At 60.8% G+C, this 20,137-nt stretch carries 15 protein-coding genes; 8 read left to right on the top strand and 7 right to left on the bottom strand.

Annotation, left to right across the window (positions count from 1 at the left end; translation table 11 throughout):
• Nucleotides 1-247: 247 nt before the first annotated feature.
• Both rapA and rluA read left to right on the top strand, forming a co-directional pair.
• Nucleotides 248-3,154, top strand: coding sequence for an RNA polymerase-associated protein RapA (rapA, locus tag ETEE_RS10810; protein WP_034163102.1), 2,907 nt, complete (start codon nucleotides 248-250; stop codon nucleotides 3,152-3,154).
• Between the two features lie 53 nt (nucleotides 3,155-3,207).
• Nucleotides 3,208-3,861, top strand: coding sequence for a bifunctional tRNA pseudouridine(32) synthase/23S rRNA pseudouridine(746) synthase RluA (gene rluA, locus ETEE_RS10805; protein WP_034163271.1), 654 nt, complete (start codon nucleotides 3,208-3,210; stop codon nucleotides 3,859-3,861).
• A gap of 76 nt (nucleotides 3,862-3,937) precedes the next feature.
• On the opposite strand, the gene djlA is transcribed toward rluA, so the two are convergent.
• The gene (gene djlA / locus ETEE_RS10800; RefSeq protein WP_034163101.1) at nucleotides 3,938-4,759 is read right to left on the bottom strand and encodes a co-chaperone DjlA; all 822 of its coding nucleotides are present in this window, start codon (nucleotides 4,757-4,759) and stop codon (nucleotides 3,938-3,940) included.
• A 181-nt stretch (nucleotides 4,760-4,940) separates the two neighbouring features.
• Here djlA and lptD point away from each other — a divergent pair, with 181 nt between their 5' ends.
• The 6 genes from lptD to apaH all read left to right on the top strand — a co-directional run bounded on the left by lptD (nucleotide 4,941) and on the right by apaH (nucleotide 11,780).
• Nucleotides 4,941-7,304 carry an LPS assembly protein LptD gene (lptD, locus tag ETEE_RS10795; protein ID WP_370634734.1) on the top strand — a complete coding sequence of 788 codons (2,364 nt, stop codon included), beginning with the start codon at nucleotides 4,941-4,943 and terminating at the stop codon, nucleotides 7,302-7,304.
• A 120-nt stretch (nucleotides 7,305-7,424) separates the two neighbouring features.
• Nucleotides 7,425-8,729 carry a peptidylprolyl isomerase SurA gene (gene surA / locus ETEE_RS10790; protein WP_034163098.1) on the top strand — a complete coding sequence of 435 codons (1,305 nt, stop codon included), beginning with the start codon at nucleotides 7,425-7,427 and terminating at the stop codon, nucleotides 8,727-8,729.
• 4 nt (nucleotides 8,730-8,733) lie between these two features.
• The gene (gene pdxA / locus ETEE_RS10785; protein ID WP_034163097.1) at nucleotides 8,734-9,729 is read left to right on the top strand and encodes a 4-hydroxythreonine-4-phosphate dehydrogenase PdxA; all 996 of its coding nucleotides are present in this window, start codon (nucleotides 8,734-8,736) and stop codon (nucleotides 9,727-9,729) included.
• Nucleotides 9,719-10,534 carry a 16S rRNA (adenine(1518)-N(6)/adenine(1519)-N(6))-dimethyltransferase RsmA gene (rsmA, locus tag ETEE_RS10780; RefSeq protein ID WP_015460934.1) on the top strand — a complete coding sequence of 272 codons (816 nt, stop codon included), beginning with the start codon at nucleotides 9,719-9,721 and terminating at the stop codon, nucleotides 10,532-10,534. The genes pdxA and rsmA overlap by 11 nt, the downstream gene beginning before the upstream one ends.
• A gap of 24 nt (nucleotides 10,535-10,558) precedes the next feature.
• The gene (apaG, locus tag ETEE_RS10775) at nucleotides 10,559-10,936 is read left to right on the top strand and encodes a Co2+/Mg2+ efflux protein ApaG (protein ID WP_034163096.1); all 378 of its coding nucleotides are present in this window, start codon (nucleotides 10,559-10,561) and stop codon (nucleotides 10,934-10,936) included.
• Between the two features lie 4 nt (nucleotides 10,937-10,940).
• Nucleotides 10,941-11,780 (top strand): bis(5'-nucleosyl)-tetraphosphatase (symmetrical) ApaH, encoded by an 840-nt coding sequence (gene apaH, locus ETEE_RS10770; RefSeq protein WP_034163095.1) that lies wholly within the window; start codon nucleotides 10,941-10,943, stop codon nucleotides 11,778-11,780.
• A gap of 231 nt (nucleotides 11,781-12,011) precedes the next feature.
• Here apaH and folA read toward each other — a convergent pair whose 3' ends face one another.
• The 6 genes from folA to dapB all read right to left on the bottom strand — a co-directional run bounded on the left by folA (nucleotide 12,012) and on the right by dapB (nucleotide 19,768).
• Nucleotides 12,012-12,494 (bottom strand): type 3 dihydrofolate reductase, encoded by a 483-nt coding sequence (folA, locus tag ETEE_RS10765; protein WP_034163094.1) that lies wholly within the window; start codon nucleotides 12,492-12,494, stop codon nucleotides 12,012-12,014.
• A gap of 128 nt (nucleotides 12,495-12,622) precedes the next feature.
• On the bottom strand, nucleotides 12,623-13,087 hold the full coding sequence (locus ETEE_RS10760) for a threonine/serine exporter (RefSeq protein WP_034163093.1): 465 nt from the start codon (nucleotides 13,085-13,087) through the stop codon (nucleotides 12,623-12,625).
• The gene (locus ETEE_RS10755; RefSeq protein ID WP_034163092.1) at nucleotides 13,087-13,857 is read right to left on the bottom strand and encodes a threonine/serine exporter family protein; all 771 of its coding nucleotides are present in this window, start codon (nucleotides 13,855-13,857) and stop codon (nucleotides 13,087-13,089) included. The genes ETEE_RS10760 and ETEE_RS10755 overlap by 1 nt, the downstream gene beginning before the upstream one ends.
• A 228-nt stretch (nucleotides 13,858-14,085) precedes the next feature.
• The gene (gene carB / locus ETEE_RS10750) at nucleotides 14,086-17,307 is read right to left on the bottom strand and encodes a carbamoyl-phosphate synthase large subunit (protein WP_034163090.1); all 3,222 of its coding nucleotides are present in this window, start codon (nucleotides 17,305-17,307) and stop codon (nucleotides 14,086-14,088) included.
• A 19-nt stretch (nucleotides 17,308-17,326) separates the two neighbouring features.
• A complete protein-coding gene (carA, locus tag ETEE_RS10745; RefSeq protein WP_034163089.1) occupies nucleotides 17,327-18,484 on the bottom strand; it encodes a glutamine-hydrolyzing carbamoyl-phosphate synthase small subunit in 1,158 nt (385 codons plus the stop codon).
• 465 nt (nucleotides 18,485-18,949) lie between these two features.
• Complete coding sequence (gene dapB / locus ETEE_RS10740) at nucleotides 18,950-19,768, bottom strand: 4-hydroxy-tetrahydrodipicolinate reductase (protein ID WP_034163088.1); 819 nt, start codon at nucleotides 19,766-19,768, stop codon at nucleotides 18,950-18,952.
• Nucleotides 19,769-20,137: the final 369 nt, after the last annotated feature.

The raw sequence follows: 20,137 nt of genomic DNA, 5'->3' as shown, positions 1-20,137 counted from the left end.
GAATCTTCCCACTCAGGGGGTGACGAATGCATCGCCATCCATTACCATATCGCCCTTTCCCCCATACAACGCCGACTTCACTGCCGACAGGCCGTGATGCGGTTGATTTATGCCCAAATTATGCAGGCGTCCGCTGCGCGGCGGTCGTCATGGAACCTATCCCAATCGGCCAGGGCGACAACACCGCCTATTGAGATAGCCTCCAGATCACTATGTAAACAAGAACAAAGAGTTGAGTCGATAATCTATGCCTTTTACCTTAGGTCAACGCTGGATCAGCGATACGGAAAGCGAACTTGGATTGGGTACCGTGGTGGCGCTGGATGCGCGCATGGTGACGCTGCTGTTCCCCGCGACCGGCGAAAACCGTCTGTATGCCCGCAATGACTCCCCCATCACCCGCGTGATGTTTAACCCGGGAGACACCATCACCACCCACGAAGGGTGGCAGCTGTGCGTTGAAGAGGTACAGGAGCATGAGGGGCTGCTGACCTATATCGGCAGCCGCAGCGACAGCGGCGAAAACCCGGTGGCGGTGCGCGAGGTGCTGCTCGACAGCCGCCTGACCTTCAGTAAACCGCAGGATCGCCTGTTTGCCGGCCAGATCGATCGCATGGATCGCTTCGCCCTGCGCTATCGCGCGCGTAAATACCAGAGTGAGCAGTTTCGCCTGCCCTGCAGCGGCCTGCGCGGCATGCGCGCCAGCCTGATCCCACACCAGCTGCATATCGCCCGCGACGTCGGCCAGCGCCACGCTCCGCGCGTTCTGCTGGCGGATGAGGTCGGCCTAGGCAAGACCATCGAAGCCGGCATGATCATTCATCAGCAGCTGCTCTCCGGCCGCGCCGAACGCGTACTGATCGTGGTACCAGAAACCCTGCAGCACCAGTGGCTGGTCGAAATGCTGCGTCGCTTTAACCTGCGCGTGGCACTGTTCGACGATGAGCGCTATGCGGAGGCCGCCCAGGACAGCAGCAACCCGTTTGAAACCGAACAGCTGGTTATCTGCTCTCTCGACTTCGTCCGCCGCAGCAGGCAGCGTCTGGAGCAGCTGGCCGACGCCAGCTGGGATCTGCTGGTGGTCGATGAGGCTCACCATCTAGCCTGGAGCGAACAGGCGCCCAGCCGCGAATACCAGGTCATCGAGCAGTTGGCCGAACAGATCCCCGGGGTGCTGCTGCTGACCGCGACCCCCGAACAGCTGGGTCAGGAGAGCCACTTTGCCCGCCTGCGCCTGCTGGATCCCAACCGTTTTCACGACTACGCACAGTTCGTCGCCGAGCAGCAGCGCTACCGTCCGGTGGCGGACGCCGTGACCCTGCTGCTGAACGACGGTCATCTGCAGCAGGATGAGCTCAACATGCTCAGCGAGATGGTCGCCGAACAAGATATCGAGCCGCTGCTGAAGGCGGCCAACGCCGACGGTGAGGACAGCCAGCAGGCCCGCGCCGAGCTGGTACGCATGCTGATGGATCGCCACGGCACCAGCCGCGTTCTGTTCCGCAATACCCGTCAGGGGGTTAAAGGCTTCCCGCAGCGTACCCTGCACCAGATCACCCTGCCGCTGCCGGCGCAGTACCAGACGGCCATTAAAGTCTCCGGCATCATGGGCAGCAAGAAGAGCGTCGAGGCGCAGGCCAACGATATGCTCTATCCGGAGCGGATCTACCAGGAGTTCGAAGGGGAAAACGCCACCTGGTGGAACTTTGACCCGCGCGCCGAGTGGCTACTCGACTTCCTGCTGACCCAGCGTGATGAGAAGGTGCTGGTCATCTGCGCCCAGGCGGCCACCGCTATCCATCTGGAGCAGCTGCTGCGCGAGCGTGAGGGGATCCGCGCCGCCGTCTTCCATGAGGGGATGTCGCTGATTGAGCGCGACCGCGCCGCGGCCTACTTTGCCTCGCAGGAGGAGGGCGCTCAGGTGCTGCTGTGCTCGGAGATCGGCTCCGAAGGCCGTAACTTCCAGTTTGCCAACCGCCTGGTGATGTTCGATCTGCCGTTTAACCCGGATCTGCTGGAGCAGCGCATCGGCCGTCTGGACCGTATTGGTCAGGCGCGCGACATTCAGATCTACGTTCCCTGCCTCGAGGGCACCGCGCAATCCGTGCTGATCCGCTGGTATCATCAGGGACTGGACGCCTTTGAGCACACCTGCCCCACCGGCCGGACCATTTACGACCGCTACTATGACACCCTGCTGGAGTTCCTGGCCAAACCGACCCAGCTGGATGGCTTTGACGACTTCATCAAAACCTGCCGCACCGATCACGATACGCTGAAAAGCCAGCTGGAGAAGGGGCGCGATCGTCTGCTGGAGATGCACTCCAATGGCGGCGAGGCGGCTCTGGCGCTGGCCGAGAGCATCGCTGCGCAGGATAACGACGTCAATCTGGTCAACTTTGCGCTGAACCTGTTCGATATCGTCGGCATAAATCAGGAGGATCGCAGCGACAGCCTGATCGTGCTGACCCCGTCGGATCACATGCTGGTGCCTGACTTCCCGGGCCTGCCGCAGGATGGCTGCACCGTCACCTTCGATCGCGAACAGGCGCTGTCGCGCGAAGATGCCCAGTTCATCAGCTGGGAGCACCCGCTGATGCGCAACGGCCTGGATCTGATCCTCTCCGGCGATACCGGCTCCAGCGCGGTGTCTCTGCTGAAGAACAAGGCGCTGCCGGTCGGTACGCTGCTGCTGGAGGCGGTGTACGTGGTCGAGGCCCAGGCACCGAAGCAGCTACAGCTGACCCGTTTCCTGCCGCCGACGCCGGTGCGTATGCTGCTGGACGCCAAGGGGAACAATCTGGCGGCCCAGGTGGAGTTCGAAAGCTTCAACCGCCAGCTGAATGCCGTCAATCGCCATACCGCCAGCAAGCTGGTCAATGCGGTACAGCCCGATGTGCACGCCATGCTGCAGTCTGGTGAAGCGCGGATAGCAGACCAGGCACAGGCGCTGATCGACGCCGCCAAGCGTGAGGCCGATGAGGCGCTGAGCGCTGAGCTGGCGCGCCTGGAGTCGCTCAAGGCGGTGAACCCCAATATCCGTGACGATGAGCTGGAAACCCTGGAGTTCACCCGTCGGAAGGTCTTGGAAACGCTGGACCAGGCCGGCTGGCGTCTGGATGCCCTACGTCTCATCGTGGTGTCACACCAGTAATGGGACGGCGCACTCCCGTGGGCGGCGCGCTGCCGCCCAGCGCTACCCCGGCGCTGGAGCACTATGATCCGCCACGCGAGCCCTGGCTGCACGTGCTGTACCAGGACGCACACATCATGGTGGTTAATAAGCCCAGCGGGCTGTTGTCGGTCCCGGGCCGTTTGCCTGAGCACCAGGACAGCATCCTGACCCGAATTCAGGCGCAGTTTCCCGGCGCCGAATCGGTACACCGTCTGGATATGGCCACCAGCGGAGTACTGGTGGTCGCGCTGACCAAGGACGCCGAGCGGGAGCTGAAGCGCCAGTTTCGCGAACGTGAGCCGAAAAAGAACTACGTCGCCCGGGTCTGGGGACACCCGTCGCAGGAGCAGGGGGTGATCGACCTGCCGCTGATCTGCGACTGGCCCAACCGCCCCAAGCAGAAGGTCTGCTTCGAACAGGGCAAACCGGCGCAAACGGAGTATCAGGTGCTGGCGCGCGACGCCGACGGCACCGCCCGGGTTCTGCTCACGCCGATCACCGGCCGCTCGCATCAGCTGCGCGTCCATCTGCTGGCCCTCGGCCATCCGATCCTCGGCGACGGCTTCTATGCGCCGCCACAGGCGCTGGCGTTAGCCTCCCGTCTGCTGCTGCACGCCCAGGAGCTACGCATCGTGCATCCGGCCTTCGCCACCCCGATGCACTTCCGCTGCGAGGCGGACTTTTAGCCGCACCCAGAAAAATACGGCCCGCTTTCGCGGGCCGTATCATCGTGAGCCGACAGCAAACGCGACGTCCTCTGCGCTACTTGAATCCCTTCTCTTTCTTAATCAGATCGTACGCGGCCTGGATCTCCTGCGCCTTCTGCTTGGCCAGCTCCATCATCTCCGGCGGCAACCCTTTAGCCACCAGCTTATCGGGGTGATGCTCGCTCATCAGCTTACGATACGCACGCTTGATCGTGGTCGCATCGGCGCTCGGCGCAACCCCCAGCACCTTACAGGCATCCTCCAGCGTCGGCCCCTGGGGCGGCGTATAGAATCCCCCCTGCTGTCCTCCCGCCTGATGGTAGCCGCCGCCAAACTGGCGCCCGCCCTCCATCATGCCCAGAAACTGATCGAACTGCGCACGTGAAAAACCCAGCTCTTCGGCGATCACATACAGCACCGCCCGCTCATTCGGGTGCAGCTGTCCATCGGCGAACGCCGCCTGCAGCTGGATCTCCAAAAAGATACGGATCAGATCGATACGACCAAAGCAGACGCTACGCAGTTCGCGCAGGCGCTCCCGCAGCGGGTAGCCGGACTCCTTGCCCTCGCGAAAGGCCTGCTGCGCCATCAGCCTGGCATCGCCGTGCAGGTTCAGGCGATCCATAAACATGGAGGCAACCTGAATATCGGCCTCCGTCACCCGCCCCTTCGACTTTGTCAGATGCCCCATGACCTGAAAGGTGGTGCGGAAAAACAGCCCCTGGCGCTGCTGCTGATTGGCAAAATAGCCCTGACGCTTAATCGCGCGCGACTTATCAAACATATGGCCAATCAAAAAGCCCAGCACAACGCCCCAGAAACCGATCCCGGCCATCAGGCCCAGCAGCACCCCTACTAATTTACCCCAATAGCGCATATCGTCCTCAATTCATCATGTCGTGGGACATAATTTGCTTTATCATACCTGTCATTTATTCTGACACCTAATGGCAGCGACGCTGAGCCACAATTTAACACTAGCGCCACGCTGACGGGTAAGATAGTCTCTGACCGATTGCGGCAAGACGCCTCTGATGACGGAATCCCTGACACCGCGTATGAAAAAAAGTATACCCACGCTGATAGCCACCCTCGTCTGGTCAGCGCTTTACAGTCAGCATGCGCTGGCCTCCCTCGCCGAACAGTGCCTGATCGGCGTTCCCGTGTATGACAAACCGTTGGTTTCCGGCGATATCAATAGCCTTCCGGTACACATCACCGCCGATAAGAGCGAAGCCAACTACCCGAACAACGCCCTGTTCCACGGCAACGTCGATATTCAGCAGGGCAATAGCACCCTGACCGCCGACAAGGTTCAGCTGGATCAGAAAGCGATCCAGGGACAGCCCGATCCGCTGCGCACCGTGACCGCGATCGGCAATGTACACTACGCGGACAGTCAGATCCGGCTGCAGGGCCCCAGCGCCTGGTCCAACCTGAATAATAAAGATACCAACGTCTGGCGCGGCGACTATCAGTTTGTCGGTCGCCAGGGGCGCGGCGATGCCGATCTGATGAAGACCCGCGACGCTAACCGCTACACCATCCTGGATAACGGGACCTTTACCTCCTGTCTGCCGGGTGACAACAGCTGGAGCATCGCCGGATCCGAGATCATTCAGGATCGTCAGGAGCAGGTGGCCGAGATCTGGAACGCCCGCTTTAAGATCGGGCCGGTTCCGGTCTTCTACAGCCCCTATCTGCAGTTTCCAACCGGCAGCAAGCGCCGCTCCGGCTTTCTGATCCCCAACGTCAACTACTCCAACGGCGATGGGATAGAGTTTACCCTGCCCTGGTACTGGAACATCGCCCCGCAGGCCGACGCGACCTTTACTCCGCACTACATGGAAAAACGCGGTCTGCAGCTGCAAAACGAATTCCGCTATCTGAGCGAATTTGGCATGGGTCTGGTCGAGTTTGACTGGCTGGGCAACGACCGGCAGTTCCAGCAGGATCGTAAAAATCAGGGGATCACCGGGCAGGCGCTGGAAGATCTGAAGAACCGCGATCGCTGGCTGTTCTACTGGCGTCATTCTGGTGTACTCGACCACTGGCGCTTCGGCGTCGATTACACTAAGGTCAGCGACCCCTACTACTTCACCGACCTGAGCTCCTCCTACGGATCCAGCACCAGCGGCTACGCCACGCAGAAATTTACCCTGGGCTATGCCGAGACCAACTGGAATGCGACGCTCTCGACTACCCAGTTCCAGGTGTTCGCCAACGCAGGGGACGTCAACGCCTACCGCACCGCACCGCAGCTGGATCTGAACTACTACAAAAACGATCTGGGGCCGTTCGACTTCACCCTGTATGGCCAGGCGGTCAAGTTCACCAATGACAACGTATACCTGCCCGGGGCCGATCGCTACCACGTCGAGCCGGTCCTGTCGCTGCCGCTGTCCAACCGCTGGGGGAGTATCAATACAGAAACGAAGCTGATGGCGACCCACTATCAGCAGGATGTCCCTAGCCAAGGCAACCTGACGCAGCTGAAGGACAGCGTCAACCGCGTGATGCCGGAGTTTAAGATCGACGGCAAGATGGTCTTTGAGCGCGACGCCACCCTGCTGAGCGGCTATACCCAGACGCTGGAGCCGCGCGCCCAGTATCTGTATATTCCGTACCGCGACCAGAGCGACATTTACTCTTACGACTCCACCCTGCTGCAGACTGACTATACCGGCCTGTTCCGCGACCGCAGCTACAGCGGCCTGGACCGCATCGCCTCGGCCAATCAGGTCACCACCGGCCTGACGACCCGCCTGTACGATGACGAGCAGAACGAACGCTTCAATGCCTCTATCGGACAGATCTACTACTTCTCACCGTCGCGCACCGGCGATGAGACCACCAATATCGATCGCCACAACAACACCGGCAGCCTGGTATGGGCCGGGGACAGCTACCTTAAGCTGACCGATAACTGGGGTCTGCGCGGCGGCCTGCAGTATGATACCCGCCTGAACAGCGTGGCGCTGGGCAACGCGGTGATGGAGTACCGTAAGGACGCCGAAAGCGTGCTGCAGCTCAGCTATCGCTACGCCAGCCCGGAGTACATCACCTCCATGCTGCCAAGCTACGCCAACAATGCCATCTACAACCAGGGCATCAGCCAGGCTGGGATCATCGGCAGTCTGCCGTTGGCCGATCGCTGGGCGATGGTCGCCGGCTACTACTATGACACCAAGGCGAAGCAGTCCGCCGATGCCATCGCCGGCCTGCAGTACAATACCTGCTGCTGGTCGGTGGGCGTCACCTATGAGCGCAAGATCAACAGCTGGGACAGCGCGACCCAGAACAGCAAGTATGACAACAAGTTCTCGTTCAAGTTTGCCCTGCGCGGGATGAACCAGAACTACAGCCTGGGCACGGCAGAGATGCTGCACTCCGGCATTCTGCCTTATCAACGCGCCTTCTAACATTTGGCGCAATGCGTGGTCTAACGGTACAAAAATGCAGATAATACCGTTAGCCACAGGCTGTCGGCTGTCAGGTAAAACCTAAACCCGCCGTGGGCGGATTAATACAATGGGATAGTTATGAAGAACTGGAGAACGCTGATCCTCGGCGTGGCGCTGTGCGCCAATACCGCCTTTGCGGCCCCCCAAGTCGTCGATAAAGTCGTGGCTATCGTAGACAACGGCGTCGTGTTGGAAAGCGACGTCGACGGCATGATGAAGTCGGTAAAGCTCAACGCCCAGCAGGCCGGTCAACAGCTGCCGGACGATGCCACTCTGCGCCATCAGATCCTTGAGCGGCTGATCATGGACAACGTGCAGCTGCAGATGGCCAAGCGGATGGGGCTGGAGATCTCTGACAGCGAACTGGATAACGCCATTAACGGCATCGCCCAGCAGAACAATATCAGCATGCAGCAGCTGCGCAGCCGCCTCGCAGCCGATGGTCTCGACTACAAGACCTACCGCGCCCAAATCCGCAAAGAGATGCTGATCAGCGAAGTCCGTAATAACGAGGTGCGCCGCCGCGTCACCATTCTGCCGCAGGAGGTGGATGCGCTGGCCAAGCAAATCGGCAGCCAGAACAGCGGTGAAACCGCCGTTAACCTGAGCCACATCCTGATTCCGCTGCCGGAGAATCCGACCCAGCAGCAGGTCAGCGAGGCCCAGCAGCAGGCGGAGTCTCTGATCCAGCAGCTGCACCAGGGTGCCAGCTTTGCCAAGCTGGCGGCGGCCTATTCCGCCGATCCCCAGGCGCTGAAAGGCGGTGAGATGGGCTGGGGGCGCCTGCAAGAGCTGCCGACCCTGTTCGCTGAAGCCCTGCAGAGCGCCAAGAAAGGGGATATCATCGGGCCTATCCGCTCCGGCGTCGGTTTCCATATTCTGCGGGTCAACGACCTGCGCGGCGATCAGGCCAACGTCTCCGTCACCGAAGTGCACGCGCGCCATATTCTGCTACGCACCTCGCCGGTCATGAGCGATGCCCAGGCACGCGCCAAGCTAGAGGCGCTCTCCGCCCAGATCAAGTCCGGCCAGATCACCTTTGAGCAGGCGGCGAAAGAGTATTCACAGGATCCGGGCAGCGCGCAGAAAGGCGGCGATCTGGGATGGGCGGTACCGTCCATGTACGATCCGGCCTTCCGCGATGCGCTGATGAAGCTGAACAAGGGTGAGATAAGCCAACCGGTGCACTCCAACTTTGGCTGGCACCTGATCCAGCTGCTGGGGACCCGTCAGGTCGATCGCACCGACGAGGCCCAGAAAGAGCGCGCCTATCGCATGCTGTTTAACCGTAAATTTGCCGAAGAAGCACAGACCTGGCTGCAGGAGCAACGCGCGGCGGCCTATGTGAAGATCTTGGGCAACAGCGCAAACGGAGCCCAGTAATCCCATGGCACCGATTCGTCGCATTGTCATCACCCCCGGCGAGCCGGCCGGGGTAGGACCGGAGCTGATCGTCCAGTTGGCGCAGCAACCCTGGCCTGCCGAGCTGGTGGTATGCGCCGATCCGAGCCTGCTAGAGGCGCGCGCCCGCGCGCTGGGGCTGCCGCTAACGCTGCGCCGCTATGATCCGGCGCTGCCGGCCCAGGCGCAGCAGGCGGCCTCCCTGACGGTGCTGCCGATCCCGCTAGAGACCGACGTTATCCCCGGTAGACTCAGCGTCGCCAACGGCAACTATGTGGTCGCCACGCTGGCGCGCGCCTGCGACGGCTGCCTGAGCGGCGAATTTGCCGCGCTGGTGACCGGCCCTGTGCACAAAGGGATCATTAACGATGCCGGCGTCCCCTTCACCGGGCATACCGAGTTCTTCGCCGATCGCAGTGGCTGCCCGCGCGTCGTAATGATGCTGGCCAGCGAGCGCCTGCGCGTCGCGCTGGCGACCACCCACTTACCGCTGCGGGAGGTTCCCGCAGCGATCACGCCGCAGACGCTGCGCGAGGTCATCACCATTCTGGACACCGAGCTGCGCCGCCGGTTTGGCCTCCGCCAGCCGCATATCTACGTCTGCGGACTCAACCCACACGCCGGTGAAGGCGGGCATATGGGGCGAGAGGAGCTGGATATTATCATCCCGACCCTTGATGCCCTACGCGCCAGCGGTATTCACCTCACCGGCCCGCTGCCCGCCGACACGCTGTTCCAGCCGAAATACCTGGACGACGCCGACGCGGTGCTGGCGATGTACCACGATCAAGGACTGCCGGTACTCAAATACCAGGGATTTGGCCACGCGGTCAACATCACGCTGGGGCTGCCGTTTATCCGCACCTCGGTAGATCACGGCACCGCGCTGGATCTGGCCGCCAGCGGTCAGGCGCAGCCCGGCAGCTTTATCACCGCATTAAATCTTGCCATAGAGATGACCAACCACAGCAATGAACAGTAGAGTGCACCAGGGGCATTTGGCCCGTAAACGCTTTGGACAGAACTTCCTGACCGATCAATTCGTGATCGACAGCATCGTGTCCGCCATCAACCCCCTTCCGGGCCAGGCCGTGGTCGAAATCGGCCCGGGCCTCGGTGCGCTGACCGAGCCGGTCGCCGACCGCATGGACAAAATGACCGTCATCGAGCTGGACAGGGATCTGGCCGAGCGTCTGTCTACCCATCCCTTTATCAGCCGTAAGCTGACCATTCGTCAGCAAGATGCTATGACCGTCGACTTCAGCGAGATGGCGCGTGAGGCGGGCCAGCCGCTGCGCGTGTTCGGCAACCTGCCGTATAACATCTCCACCCCGCTGATGTTTCATCTGTTCAGCTACGCATCCGCCATCGGCGATATGCATTTTATGCTGCAGAAAGAGGTTGTTAACCGCCTTGTCGCCGGACCAGACAGCAAAACCTATGGCCGTCTGAGCGTTATGGCGCAATACTACTGTCAGGTGATCCCGGTTCTGGAAGTGCCGCCCAGCGCTTTCCGCCCGGCACCGAAGGTGGATTCTGCCGTGGTTCGCCTGATCCCACACCGTGAGCTGCCCTACCCGGTCAGCGACGTACGCGTGTTGAGCCGCATCACGACAGAAGCCTTTAACCAACGGCGCAAGACCGTCCGCAACAGTCTTGGCCATCTGTTCAGCGCCGACCAGCTCAGCGCGCTGGGAATCGATCCGGCACGCAGAGCAGAAACGCTGTCAGTGGCAGACTACTGCAGACTGGCCAACTGGCTGTGTGAACACCCACAGGCTCAGTAACCGTGCAAACAGGAGCCTTACGTTATGATCGATGCACCCCGTATCATCGTTCAGGTACAGAGTGTCTATGCCGGATCGCAGTCGCTGCCTGAAGAGGCGCGCTTCGTCTTTGCCTATACCGTCACTCTGCGTAATCTGGGCCGCTTTAACGTACAGCTCCTGCGCCGCTACTGGCTAATAACCAACGGCAACGGCCGCCAGACTGAAGTCCAGGGCGAAGGGGTCATCGGCGAACAGCCGCTGATCCTGCCCAACGGCGAGTTTCAGTACACCAGCGGCGCCATCATCGAAACGCCCTGCGGTACCATGGAGGGGCACTACGAAATGGTTGACCATCAAGGACACACCTTCCGTATCGCCATTCCGGTCTTCCGCCTGGCCATTCCCAGCCTGATTAACTGATTCTATGTCGACACTGCTTATTGGCGACGTTCATGGCTGCTACCATGAACTGCGCGACCTGCTTTCCCTGGCGGGCTTCGATCCCGCCCGCGACACGCTGTGGCTGACCGGCGATCTGGTCGCCCGCGGCCCCGACTCTCTGGCGGTACTGCGCTATGTCAAATCCCTTGGCGACAGCGTACGCCTGGTGCTGGGTAACCATGACCTACACCTGCTGGCCGTTTATGCCGGCATCAGCCGGAATAAACCCAAGGATAAACTGACGCCGCTGCTGGAGGCGCCGGATGCGGACAGCCTAATCAACTGGCTGCGCCGCCAGCCGGTGCTGCAGGCCGATAGCGATCTGCGCCTGGTGATGGCTCACGCGGGCATCAGCCCGCAGTGGGATCTGGCCACGGCGCAGCGCTGCGCGCGCGAGGTGGAAGCCATGCTGGCCAGCGACAGCTACCCCTTCTTTCTCAATGCCATGTACGGCGATATGCCGAATAACTGGAGCGAGTCGCTCAGTGGCCTGGCGCGCCTGCGCTTTACCACCAATGCCCTGACCCGGATGCGCTACTGCTTCCCCGGCGGCGAGCTGGACATGATCTGCAAGGATGCGCCGGACGATGCGCCGGCGCCGCTGCGCCCCTGGTTCGATCTCGACAGCCCGGTGCGCGAGGCTGGCTACAGCATCGCCTTCGGCCACTGGGCCTCTCTGGAAGGGCGCGGTACGCCGCCGCAGGTCTATGCCCTGGATACCGGGTGCTGCTGGGGCGGCACCCTGACGGCCCTGCGCTGGGAGGATCGCCGCAGCTTCAGCGTGCCCTCTCGCCGCGCATCACGCCACGCCAAAGCGGAATAGCCCGACCCCTTTCCTCGCCGCCACGTAACGGCCTCATGCCGCCCGCGCGGCTAGCCGCGGGCGACGGCGTAGCGGCGAGCGCTTACTGGGGAGACGATGCAGGCGATATTTTCCCGGCGTGACGGCCACCTCGGCCCACTCCACGCCGCAGAGGGGCTGCGTAGGGTTAACGACGTGATGATGACATGATAAAAAGCGCGGAGAACGCGCAGAGAAAGGGCGCAGCGCCGGTTAACGGCGATCCAGGATCTCAAAGCAATAGGCGTGTGAATTGTCGCTATCGGCGTCATGAAACTCGCTGAAGCACGTCTGCCACTCATCCGACGCATAGTCGGGAAAATAGGTGTCCCCTGCGACGTCAGCGTCCACATGGGTCAGATACAGCCGGCTCGCCTGCGGCAAAAACTGGCTGTAAATGCTGCCTCCGCCGATGATCATCACCTCTTGCGCCTCCGCAGCTGCGTCCAGCGCCGCCTGCGGCGTCGTCACCCAGGTTACGCGATCGTCGCTGCCCGCCTGGCGGCTGATCACGATGTTATGCCGCCCCGGCAGCGGACGCCCGATGGACTCATAGGTCTTACGCCCCATGATCACCGGTTTTGCCAGAGTATTACGCTTAAACCACGCAAGATCGGCCGGCAAATGCCACGGCATCGCATTGTCTAAACCGATCACACGATCCGCGCTCAGTGCGGCGATCAGGCTGATAATCATGCTTGTCTGTCCTGTCTGGGAGAAAAAGTGCGCACACTATACGGAATGGCCGCGCAGGCGTCGATAGCCTGCGACGGGTAAATCTATATGCAACGTAAAATTCCGCAGTAAAGCTGAACAATAGTCAATTAGACGCCGGGACGCTTACGATATAGCCATATTCCCGGTAATGACAGGCCGATGGAGAGCGCGCCCACGATAAAAGAGGCCTTGAGAAAGTTGGTGACCATGCTGGCGAACAGCGGCTCGGAATAGCCGCTGCGGGAGATCTCGACCACGGCGATCATCGCCCGATAGGCGTAGATGCCGGGAAACATCGGGATCACCGCCGCCACGGTAAACACCTTGGGGTGCGCCAGTAGCCAGCGCGACCACTGGATACCGATAATGCCGATCAGGATCGCCGCCATCAACGACGCCCACTCAATATTCAGCCCCAGCGTTATCAGCAGCAGACGAGAGCCGTGGCCGATAGCCCCCAGCAGCGCGCAGTAGCGCAAGGCCCGGTTTGGCACATTGAACACCATGGCAAACCCCAACGCGGGGACGGCTGCCAGCAGCATATCCTGTAATAATGCTAAGAGTAACGTCATCATGCCCATCCCTGTAGCCCCCACAGCGACAGCGCCATCACCACGCCGAGACAGGTCGCCAGGGTCAGCAGCGTCGCCATGGCCCAGCGGGCCAGCCCGGTGTTGACATGCCCTTTAAACATATCTGCCACCGCATTGATCAGCGGGAACCCCGGAACCAACAGCAGAATACTGGCCGCCATGGCGATGAGCGATGTCTCGGCAAACGCACTCAGCTGCAGCAGGGCGCCGGAGACCGAGGTGGCAATAAAGGCCGTAATACAAAAGTTAATCAGCGGGTTAAGCTGGCGATGTGTCATGAGCTGCCGGGCGTACATGGCCACCGCGCTGGCCAAAAAGGCCACCAGAGCACCGTCCCAGCCGCCGCCGTTCAGCTTGCAGAAGCAGGCGCAGGAGAGACCGACCATCAGCACCACCAGCGCGCGCGGATAGCGCAGCGGGCGGATATGCTCCAACCGGCGGCGCACATCGCTCATGTCCAGCAGGCGGTGCTCAGCCATAATCACAATATGCTGCACCTCGGTCACTACGTGCATATTGATGCCGCGATCGACATTCTTGCGCGTCGACGTCAGGCAGCGGCCATCCTTAATAGTGGTCAATACCACCGCGTTGGCCGAAATAGAGCTCTCTACGCTGTCTACACCCAGCGCTAGCCCCAGCCGGGTAGAAAGCTGTTCGACCAACATGCTCTCGGCGCCGTGCTGCAGCAGGAAAAGGGCACAGTGAATACACAGGCGGGTTATCTCCCGCTGGCGATCAGACTCCACAATCGACTCCTGTCAGGGTGATCCCGTCATAGCGGCTCAGCGGCTCAGCGGCTCAGCACCGCTGACAACGCTCCCGCGGCGCAGACCACCCGCACCGCGGTGATTTATTGTGCCACAACGCCGCACGTCGCGTAACCTGCCGCCTCATCCCACGGCGGCAAGTTTCCGGGCCGCCCGGCCGGCAACAAAAAGGCCCGGCGTCGCCGGGCCTTACGCCACGCCGCGCCGTTACTTCAGGCGGGCATGCATCTCCTGTACCGAAATCACCTGCTCGGTCGGATCCGCGTTCAGCGCCATCGCCGTAGCAAAGCCGCCGTTCAGCGTGGTGTCATAGTGCACCTTGTAGCGCAGCGCGCTGCGCCGGATCAGCTTGGAATCCTCGATCGCCTGACGCCCGGCGGTGGTGTTCACAATATAGGTGTACTCGCCATTCTTGATGCGATCCTGAATGTGCGGACGCCCCTCATGCACTTTGTTGACCAGACGCGGGTTAATACCGGCCTCCCCCAGCACCACCGCGGTGCCGTGGGTCGCATCCAGCTCAAAGCCCTGCTTGAGCAGCTTGGCCGCCAAATCCACCACCCGGTGCTTATCGCCCTCGCGGACCGACAGCAGGGCGCGTCCCGGGGTCTTCACCTGCGACTGGCTGCCGAGCATCGCCTTGGCAAAGGCCTCGGCAAAGGTCCGCCCCACCCCCATCACCTCGCCGGTAGAGCGCATCTCCGGCCCCAGAATCGGGTCGACGCCGGGGAACTTGGCAAACGGCAACACCACCTCTTTGACGGAGTAATAGGGCGGGATCACCTCCTCCGTCATGCCCTGCTGCGCCAGCGTCTGCCCCACCATCACGCGAGCGGCCACCTTGGCCAAGGGGACGCCGGTCGCCTTGGAGACGAAGGGAACGGTACGGGCGGCGCGTGGGTTGACCTCAATCAGGTACACCTGGTTGTCTTTGACGGCAAACTGCACGTTCATCAGACCCCGCACGCACAGCTCCATCGCCAGCTTCTCCGCCTGGCGACGCAGTTCGTCCTGGATCTCCGCACTCAGGGTGTAGGCCGGCAGCGAACAGGCGGAGTCACCGGAGTGCACCCCCGCCTGCTCAATGTGTTCCATAATGCCGCCGATCAGCACGCGCTCGCCGTCACAGATGGCATCGACGTCCACTTCGACCGCATCGTCCAGGAAGTGATCTAGCAGCACCGGCGCGTCGTTGGATACGCTGACTGCCGTCTGGAAGTAGCGCCGCAGATCGCTCTCATCGTAGACGATCTCCATCGCCCGACCGCCGAGGACATAAGAGGGGCGAACCACCAGCGGATAGCCTATCTGAGCCCCCTTCTCCACCGCCTGCTCAATGGCCGTGACGGTGGCGTTGGCCGGCTGCTTCAGCCCCAGGCGATTCACCGCCTGCTGGAAGCGCTCGCGATCCTCGGCGCGGTCAATTGCGTCCGGGCTGGTGCCGATAACCGGCACGCCGGCGGCCTCCAGCGCCCGGGCCAGCTTCAGCGGCGTCTGGCCGCCGTACTGTACGATCACCCCCTGCGGACGCTCGACGGCGACGATCTCCAGCACATCCTCCAGCGTAACCGGCTCAAAGTAGAGGCGGTCAGAGGTATCATAATCCGTAGAGACGGTTTCCGGGTTACAGTTGACCATGATGGTTTCATAGCCATCCTCACGCAGCGCCAGCGACGCGTGCACACAGCAGTAGTCAAACTCGATCCCCTGACCGATGCGGTTCGGGCCACCGCCCAGCACCATGATCTTCGGGCGATCGTGCGTCGGGTTAGCCTCGCACTCCTCTTCATAGGTGGAGTAAAGGTAAGCCGTGTCGGTCGCGAATTCGGCCGCGCAGGTGTCCACGCGTTTATACACCGGATGCAGCCCCTGCTTATGGCGCAGCTTGCGAATCTCGCTCTCCGCCACGCCGGCCAGACGGGCCAGACGCGCATCGGCGAACCCTTTACGCTTCAGCTGACGCAGGAAGGAGGCCGTCAGGCCATTGATACCCACGTCGGCAACCCGCTCCTCCAGACGCACCAGCTCCTCGATCTGTACCAGGAACCAGCGATCGATGTTGGTCAGGTTAAACACCCCATCCACCGACAGGCCGGCGCGGAAGGCATCCGCGATATACCAGATACGTTCGGCGCCGGCATCTTTCAGCTCGCGTCGGATCTTAGTCAGCGCCTGCGGATCGTCCAAATTCACCTTGGGATCGAAACCACTCGCCCCGACCTCCAGCCCGCGCAGCGCCTTCTGCAGCGACTCCTGCTGGGTACGGCCAATCGCCATCACCTCACCCACCGACTTCATCTGCGTGGTCAGGCGATCGTTAGCACCGGCAAACTTTTCAAAGTTGAAGCGCGGGATCTTGGTCACCACGTAGTCGATAGAGGGCTCAAACGAGGCCGGCGTACGTCCCCCGGTGATGTCGTTCATCAGCTCATCCAGGGTGTAGCCCACCGCCAGCTTGGCCGCAACTTTGGCTATAGGGAAGCCGGTCGCCTTGGAGGCCAGCGCGGAAGAACGCGATACGCGCGGGTTCATCTCGATGACGATAAGGCGGCCGTTTTTCGGGTTAACCGCAAACTGCACGTTGGAGCCGCCGGTCTCCACGCCGATCTCACGCAGTACCGCCATCGAGGCGTTACGCATGATTTGGTACTCTTTATCAGTCAGGGTCTGCGCCGGTGCGACGGTAATCGAATCGCCGGTGTGGATCCCCATCGGATCAATGTTTTCGATAGCGCAGACGATAATGCAGTTGTCGTTCTTATCGCGCACCACCTCCATCTCATACTCTTTCCAGCCGATCAGCGACTCATCGATCAGCAGCTCGTTGGTCGGCGAAAGATCCAGGCCGCGCGCGCAGATCTCTTCAAACTCTTCGCGGTTGTAAGCGATACCGCCGCCGGTACCCCCCATCGTAAACGATGGACGGATAATGCAGGGGAAACCGACCTGCTCAGCCACCGCCAGCGACTCTTCCATGCTGTGAGCGATGCCGGAGCGCGCGGTATCCAGGCCGATCTTCTTCATCGCCTGGTCGAAGCGCCGGCGATCCTCAGCCTTATCGATGGCGTCGGCCGTCGCGCCGATCATGGTCACGCCAAACTCGGCCAGAACCCCCTGGCGCTCCAGCTCCAGGGCACAGTTCAGTGCCGTCTGGCCGCCCATCGTCGGCAGCACCGCATCAGGACGCTCCTTCTCGATGATCTTACGCACTACTTCCCAGTGAATCGGCTCAATATAGGTCGCGTCGGCCATCTCCGGATCGGTCATGATGGTGGCCGGGTTGGAGTTAACCAGGATGACGCGGTAGCCCTCCTCGCGCAGCGCCTTACAGGCCTGCGCGCCGGAGTAGTCAAACTCGCACGCCTGGCCGATGACGATCGGCCCGGCGCCCAGGATCAGGATGCTTTTAATATCAGTACGTTTTGGCATGGTTGTTCAGGCTCCCTGATTACTTGGCGGTACGGCGGTAGTTTTCAATCAGCATCATAAAATGGTCGAACAGCGGGGCGGCATCGTGCGGCCCTGGGCTGGCCTCCGGGTGTCCCTGGAAACTGAACGCCGGGCGATCGGTGCGGTGAATGCCCTGCAGCGAGCCGTCGAACAGCGACTTATGGGTCGCCCGCAGCGTCGGCGGCAAGGTCGCTTCATCAACGGCAAAACCGTGGTTTTGCGCGGTGATCATCACACGGTCATGATCCAAATCCTTCACCGGATGGTTGCCGCCGTGGTGGCCAAACTTCATTTTTACCGTCTGTGCGCCGCTGGCCAGCGCCAGCAGCTGGTGCCCTAGGCAGATACCAAACAGCGGGATCTCGCCGTGCAGGAAGGTCGCGATAGCCTCGATGGCATAGTCACAGGGGGCCGGATCACCGGGGCCGTTGGACAGGAAAATACCGTCCGGATTCAGCGCCAGCACATCCTGCGCGGGCGTCTGAGCCGGCACCACCGTCAGGCGGCAACCGCGATCCACCAGCATCCGCAGGATATTGCGCTTCACCCCGAAGTCATAGGCCACCACGTGGTAGGGCAACGCCGCATCCTCACAGGGCGCCGGCAGCCCATCCTTCAGCGTCCAGCTACCCTGGCGCCACTCATAGGGCTCCTGGGTCGTCACTTCTTTGGCCAGATCCATCCCTTTCAGGCCGGGGAACGCGCGCGCCTTCTCCAGCGCCAGCGCCGCATCCGGCTCACTCCCGCTCTCCGCGGTGATGATGCAACCGTTCATCGCCCCCTTCTCACGCAGCAGGCGGGTCAGCTTACGGGTATCAATATCGGCGATGGCGACCACGCGGTGACGACGCAGATAGTCCGGCAGCGTCTCTTGACTGCGGAAGTTGCTGGCGATCGGCGGCAGATCGCGCACGATCAGCCCCTGAGCATGCACGGCGGAGGATTCTTCATCGGCGGCGTTGGTGCCGACATTGCCAATATGGGGATAGGTAAGCGTGACGATCTGACGGGAATAGGAGGGGTCGGTGAGAATTTCTTGGTAGCCGGTCATCGAGGTATTGAAGACCACTTCCCCCACGGCCGATCCGTCTGCTCCGATCGACCTGCCGTGAAACTGGGTTCCGTCTTCCAGAACTAAAAGCGCTGACTTAATCAAAACACCCTCCAAAGGAATACTCAGTCACAATATATGCATATTAATTCAGATATTGCATCGTGAATCAATCGCAAAAACTGCCACTGCGGCGAATTTCTGACAAATTGCGCGCATTCTAATGACGCATCCGCCCATTGTCCAGATGAAAGGAGAGTTTTTTGTGTTTTTTACAAATCTGAATGTGTTTTTAATGCCAAATGATTAAAAACACCAATTTTATGGAAGGAGAAAACGGTTGCCGGACACAGATATCAAAGGCAACGGCGCTATAATGCGTTTTTTCACTGAAAAAATCAAGATGCGGGCGGCGCAGCGGGGTGAAATAAAAGGTAAATAGCAAAAATCGCCATACTGATAAATTTAGATGTAAATTTTCACCATAAATAAAAAATGTGATGAAAAAACCATTATTTTCATCACATTAAACAACATAGCAACCATGATATCTGTCGAAGAATAGGCCTTTTATAAGGTATCCAGAGCCAAAACATCACACATATCGTACATTCCTGGCTGCTGTGCGCCGAGCCACAGCGCCGCTCGCATGGCACCGCTGGCAAATGTCATACGGCTAGACGCCTTATGGGTAATCTCCAGACGCTCGCCGACATCGGCGAACATGGCGGTATGCTCGCCCACGATATCGCCGGCGCGCAGCGTCGCGAAACCGATGCTGCCAGGAACCCGCTCCCCGGTGTGCCCCTGGCGAGTATAGACCGCACAGCTTTCCAGGCTACGGCCCAACGCACCAGCGATCGCCTCACCCATCGCCAGCGCCGTTCCCGAGGGCGCATCGACTTTATGGCGATGATGCGCCTCAAGGATTTCAATATCGCAGTAGCTCCCCATCACCTGCGCCGCCTTTTCCAGCAGGCGCAGCATCACGTTCACCCCCACGCTGAAGTTGGCGGCCAACACGATGGCGACATGCTGTGAAGCCGCCTCAATGACCGCCTTTTCCTGCTCGCTGAAACCGGTAGTCCCGATCACCATCGCTTTACCGTGCGCCTGACAAAAGGCCAAATGCGCCATCGTTCCTTCGGGACGGGTAAAGTCGATCAGAACATCAAACTGCCCCGCGACCCGCTCCAGCGATGACTCGACCGTCACACCGGTCATACCACAGCCCGCCAGTTCGCCGGCGTCGCACCCCAGCAGGCCGGAGCCCTCCCGCTCCAGCGCCGCCCCCAGCGTCACGCCGGGTATCGCCGCGGCCGCCGCAATCAGCTGACGCCCCATCCGACCGCCGGCACCGGCGATCGCTACCCGAATCTGTTCTGCCATCTTCCGTCTCCCATATGATGCTCTCTTCGCTGTCCGTCGGCGTCGCGTAGCTCGCCGCGTGCCGCACGGCCCCTCTATTTGGTGGCTTTTCAGGTTAACGGCTGTCTCGGCCCTGAGCCAGAAAAAATCGGTGATGATGCAAAAATTCATCGGCGATGGCCGGCCATCGCACCTCAGCCTGCATGAATATGCAATTATCACAGCGTTCTTTCCCAAGGAACCCCCTATCACTTTGAGAGAAAAACTATCAAAAATACCCGTCATGCTCTCAAAGTGATATACAGCCAGTTTTTTCCTGTCTTATAGCGTCATAATTTCCTTGGGATATCTCGATCCGACTCACACTTATGAGGATATATCTCCTCTGCT

The sequence above is a fragment of the Edwardsiella anguillarum ET080813 genome (assembly GCF_000264765.2).
Classification (GTDB): domain Bacteria; phylum Pseudomonadota; class Gammaproteobacteria; order Enterobacterales; family Enterobacteriaceae; genus Edwardsiella; species Edwardsiella anguillarum.
The sequence above is the reverse complement of the archived record's forward strand: the minus strand, read 5'-3'. Positions and strand labels throughout refer to the sequence as shown.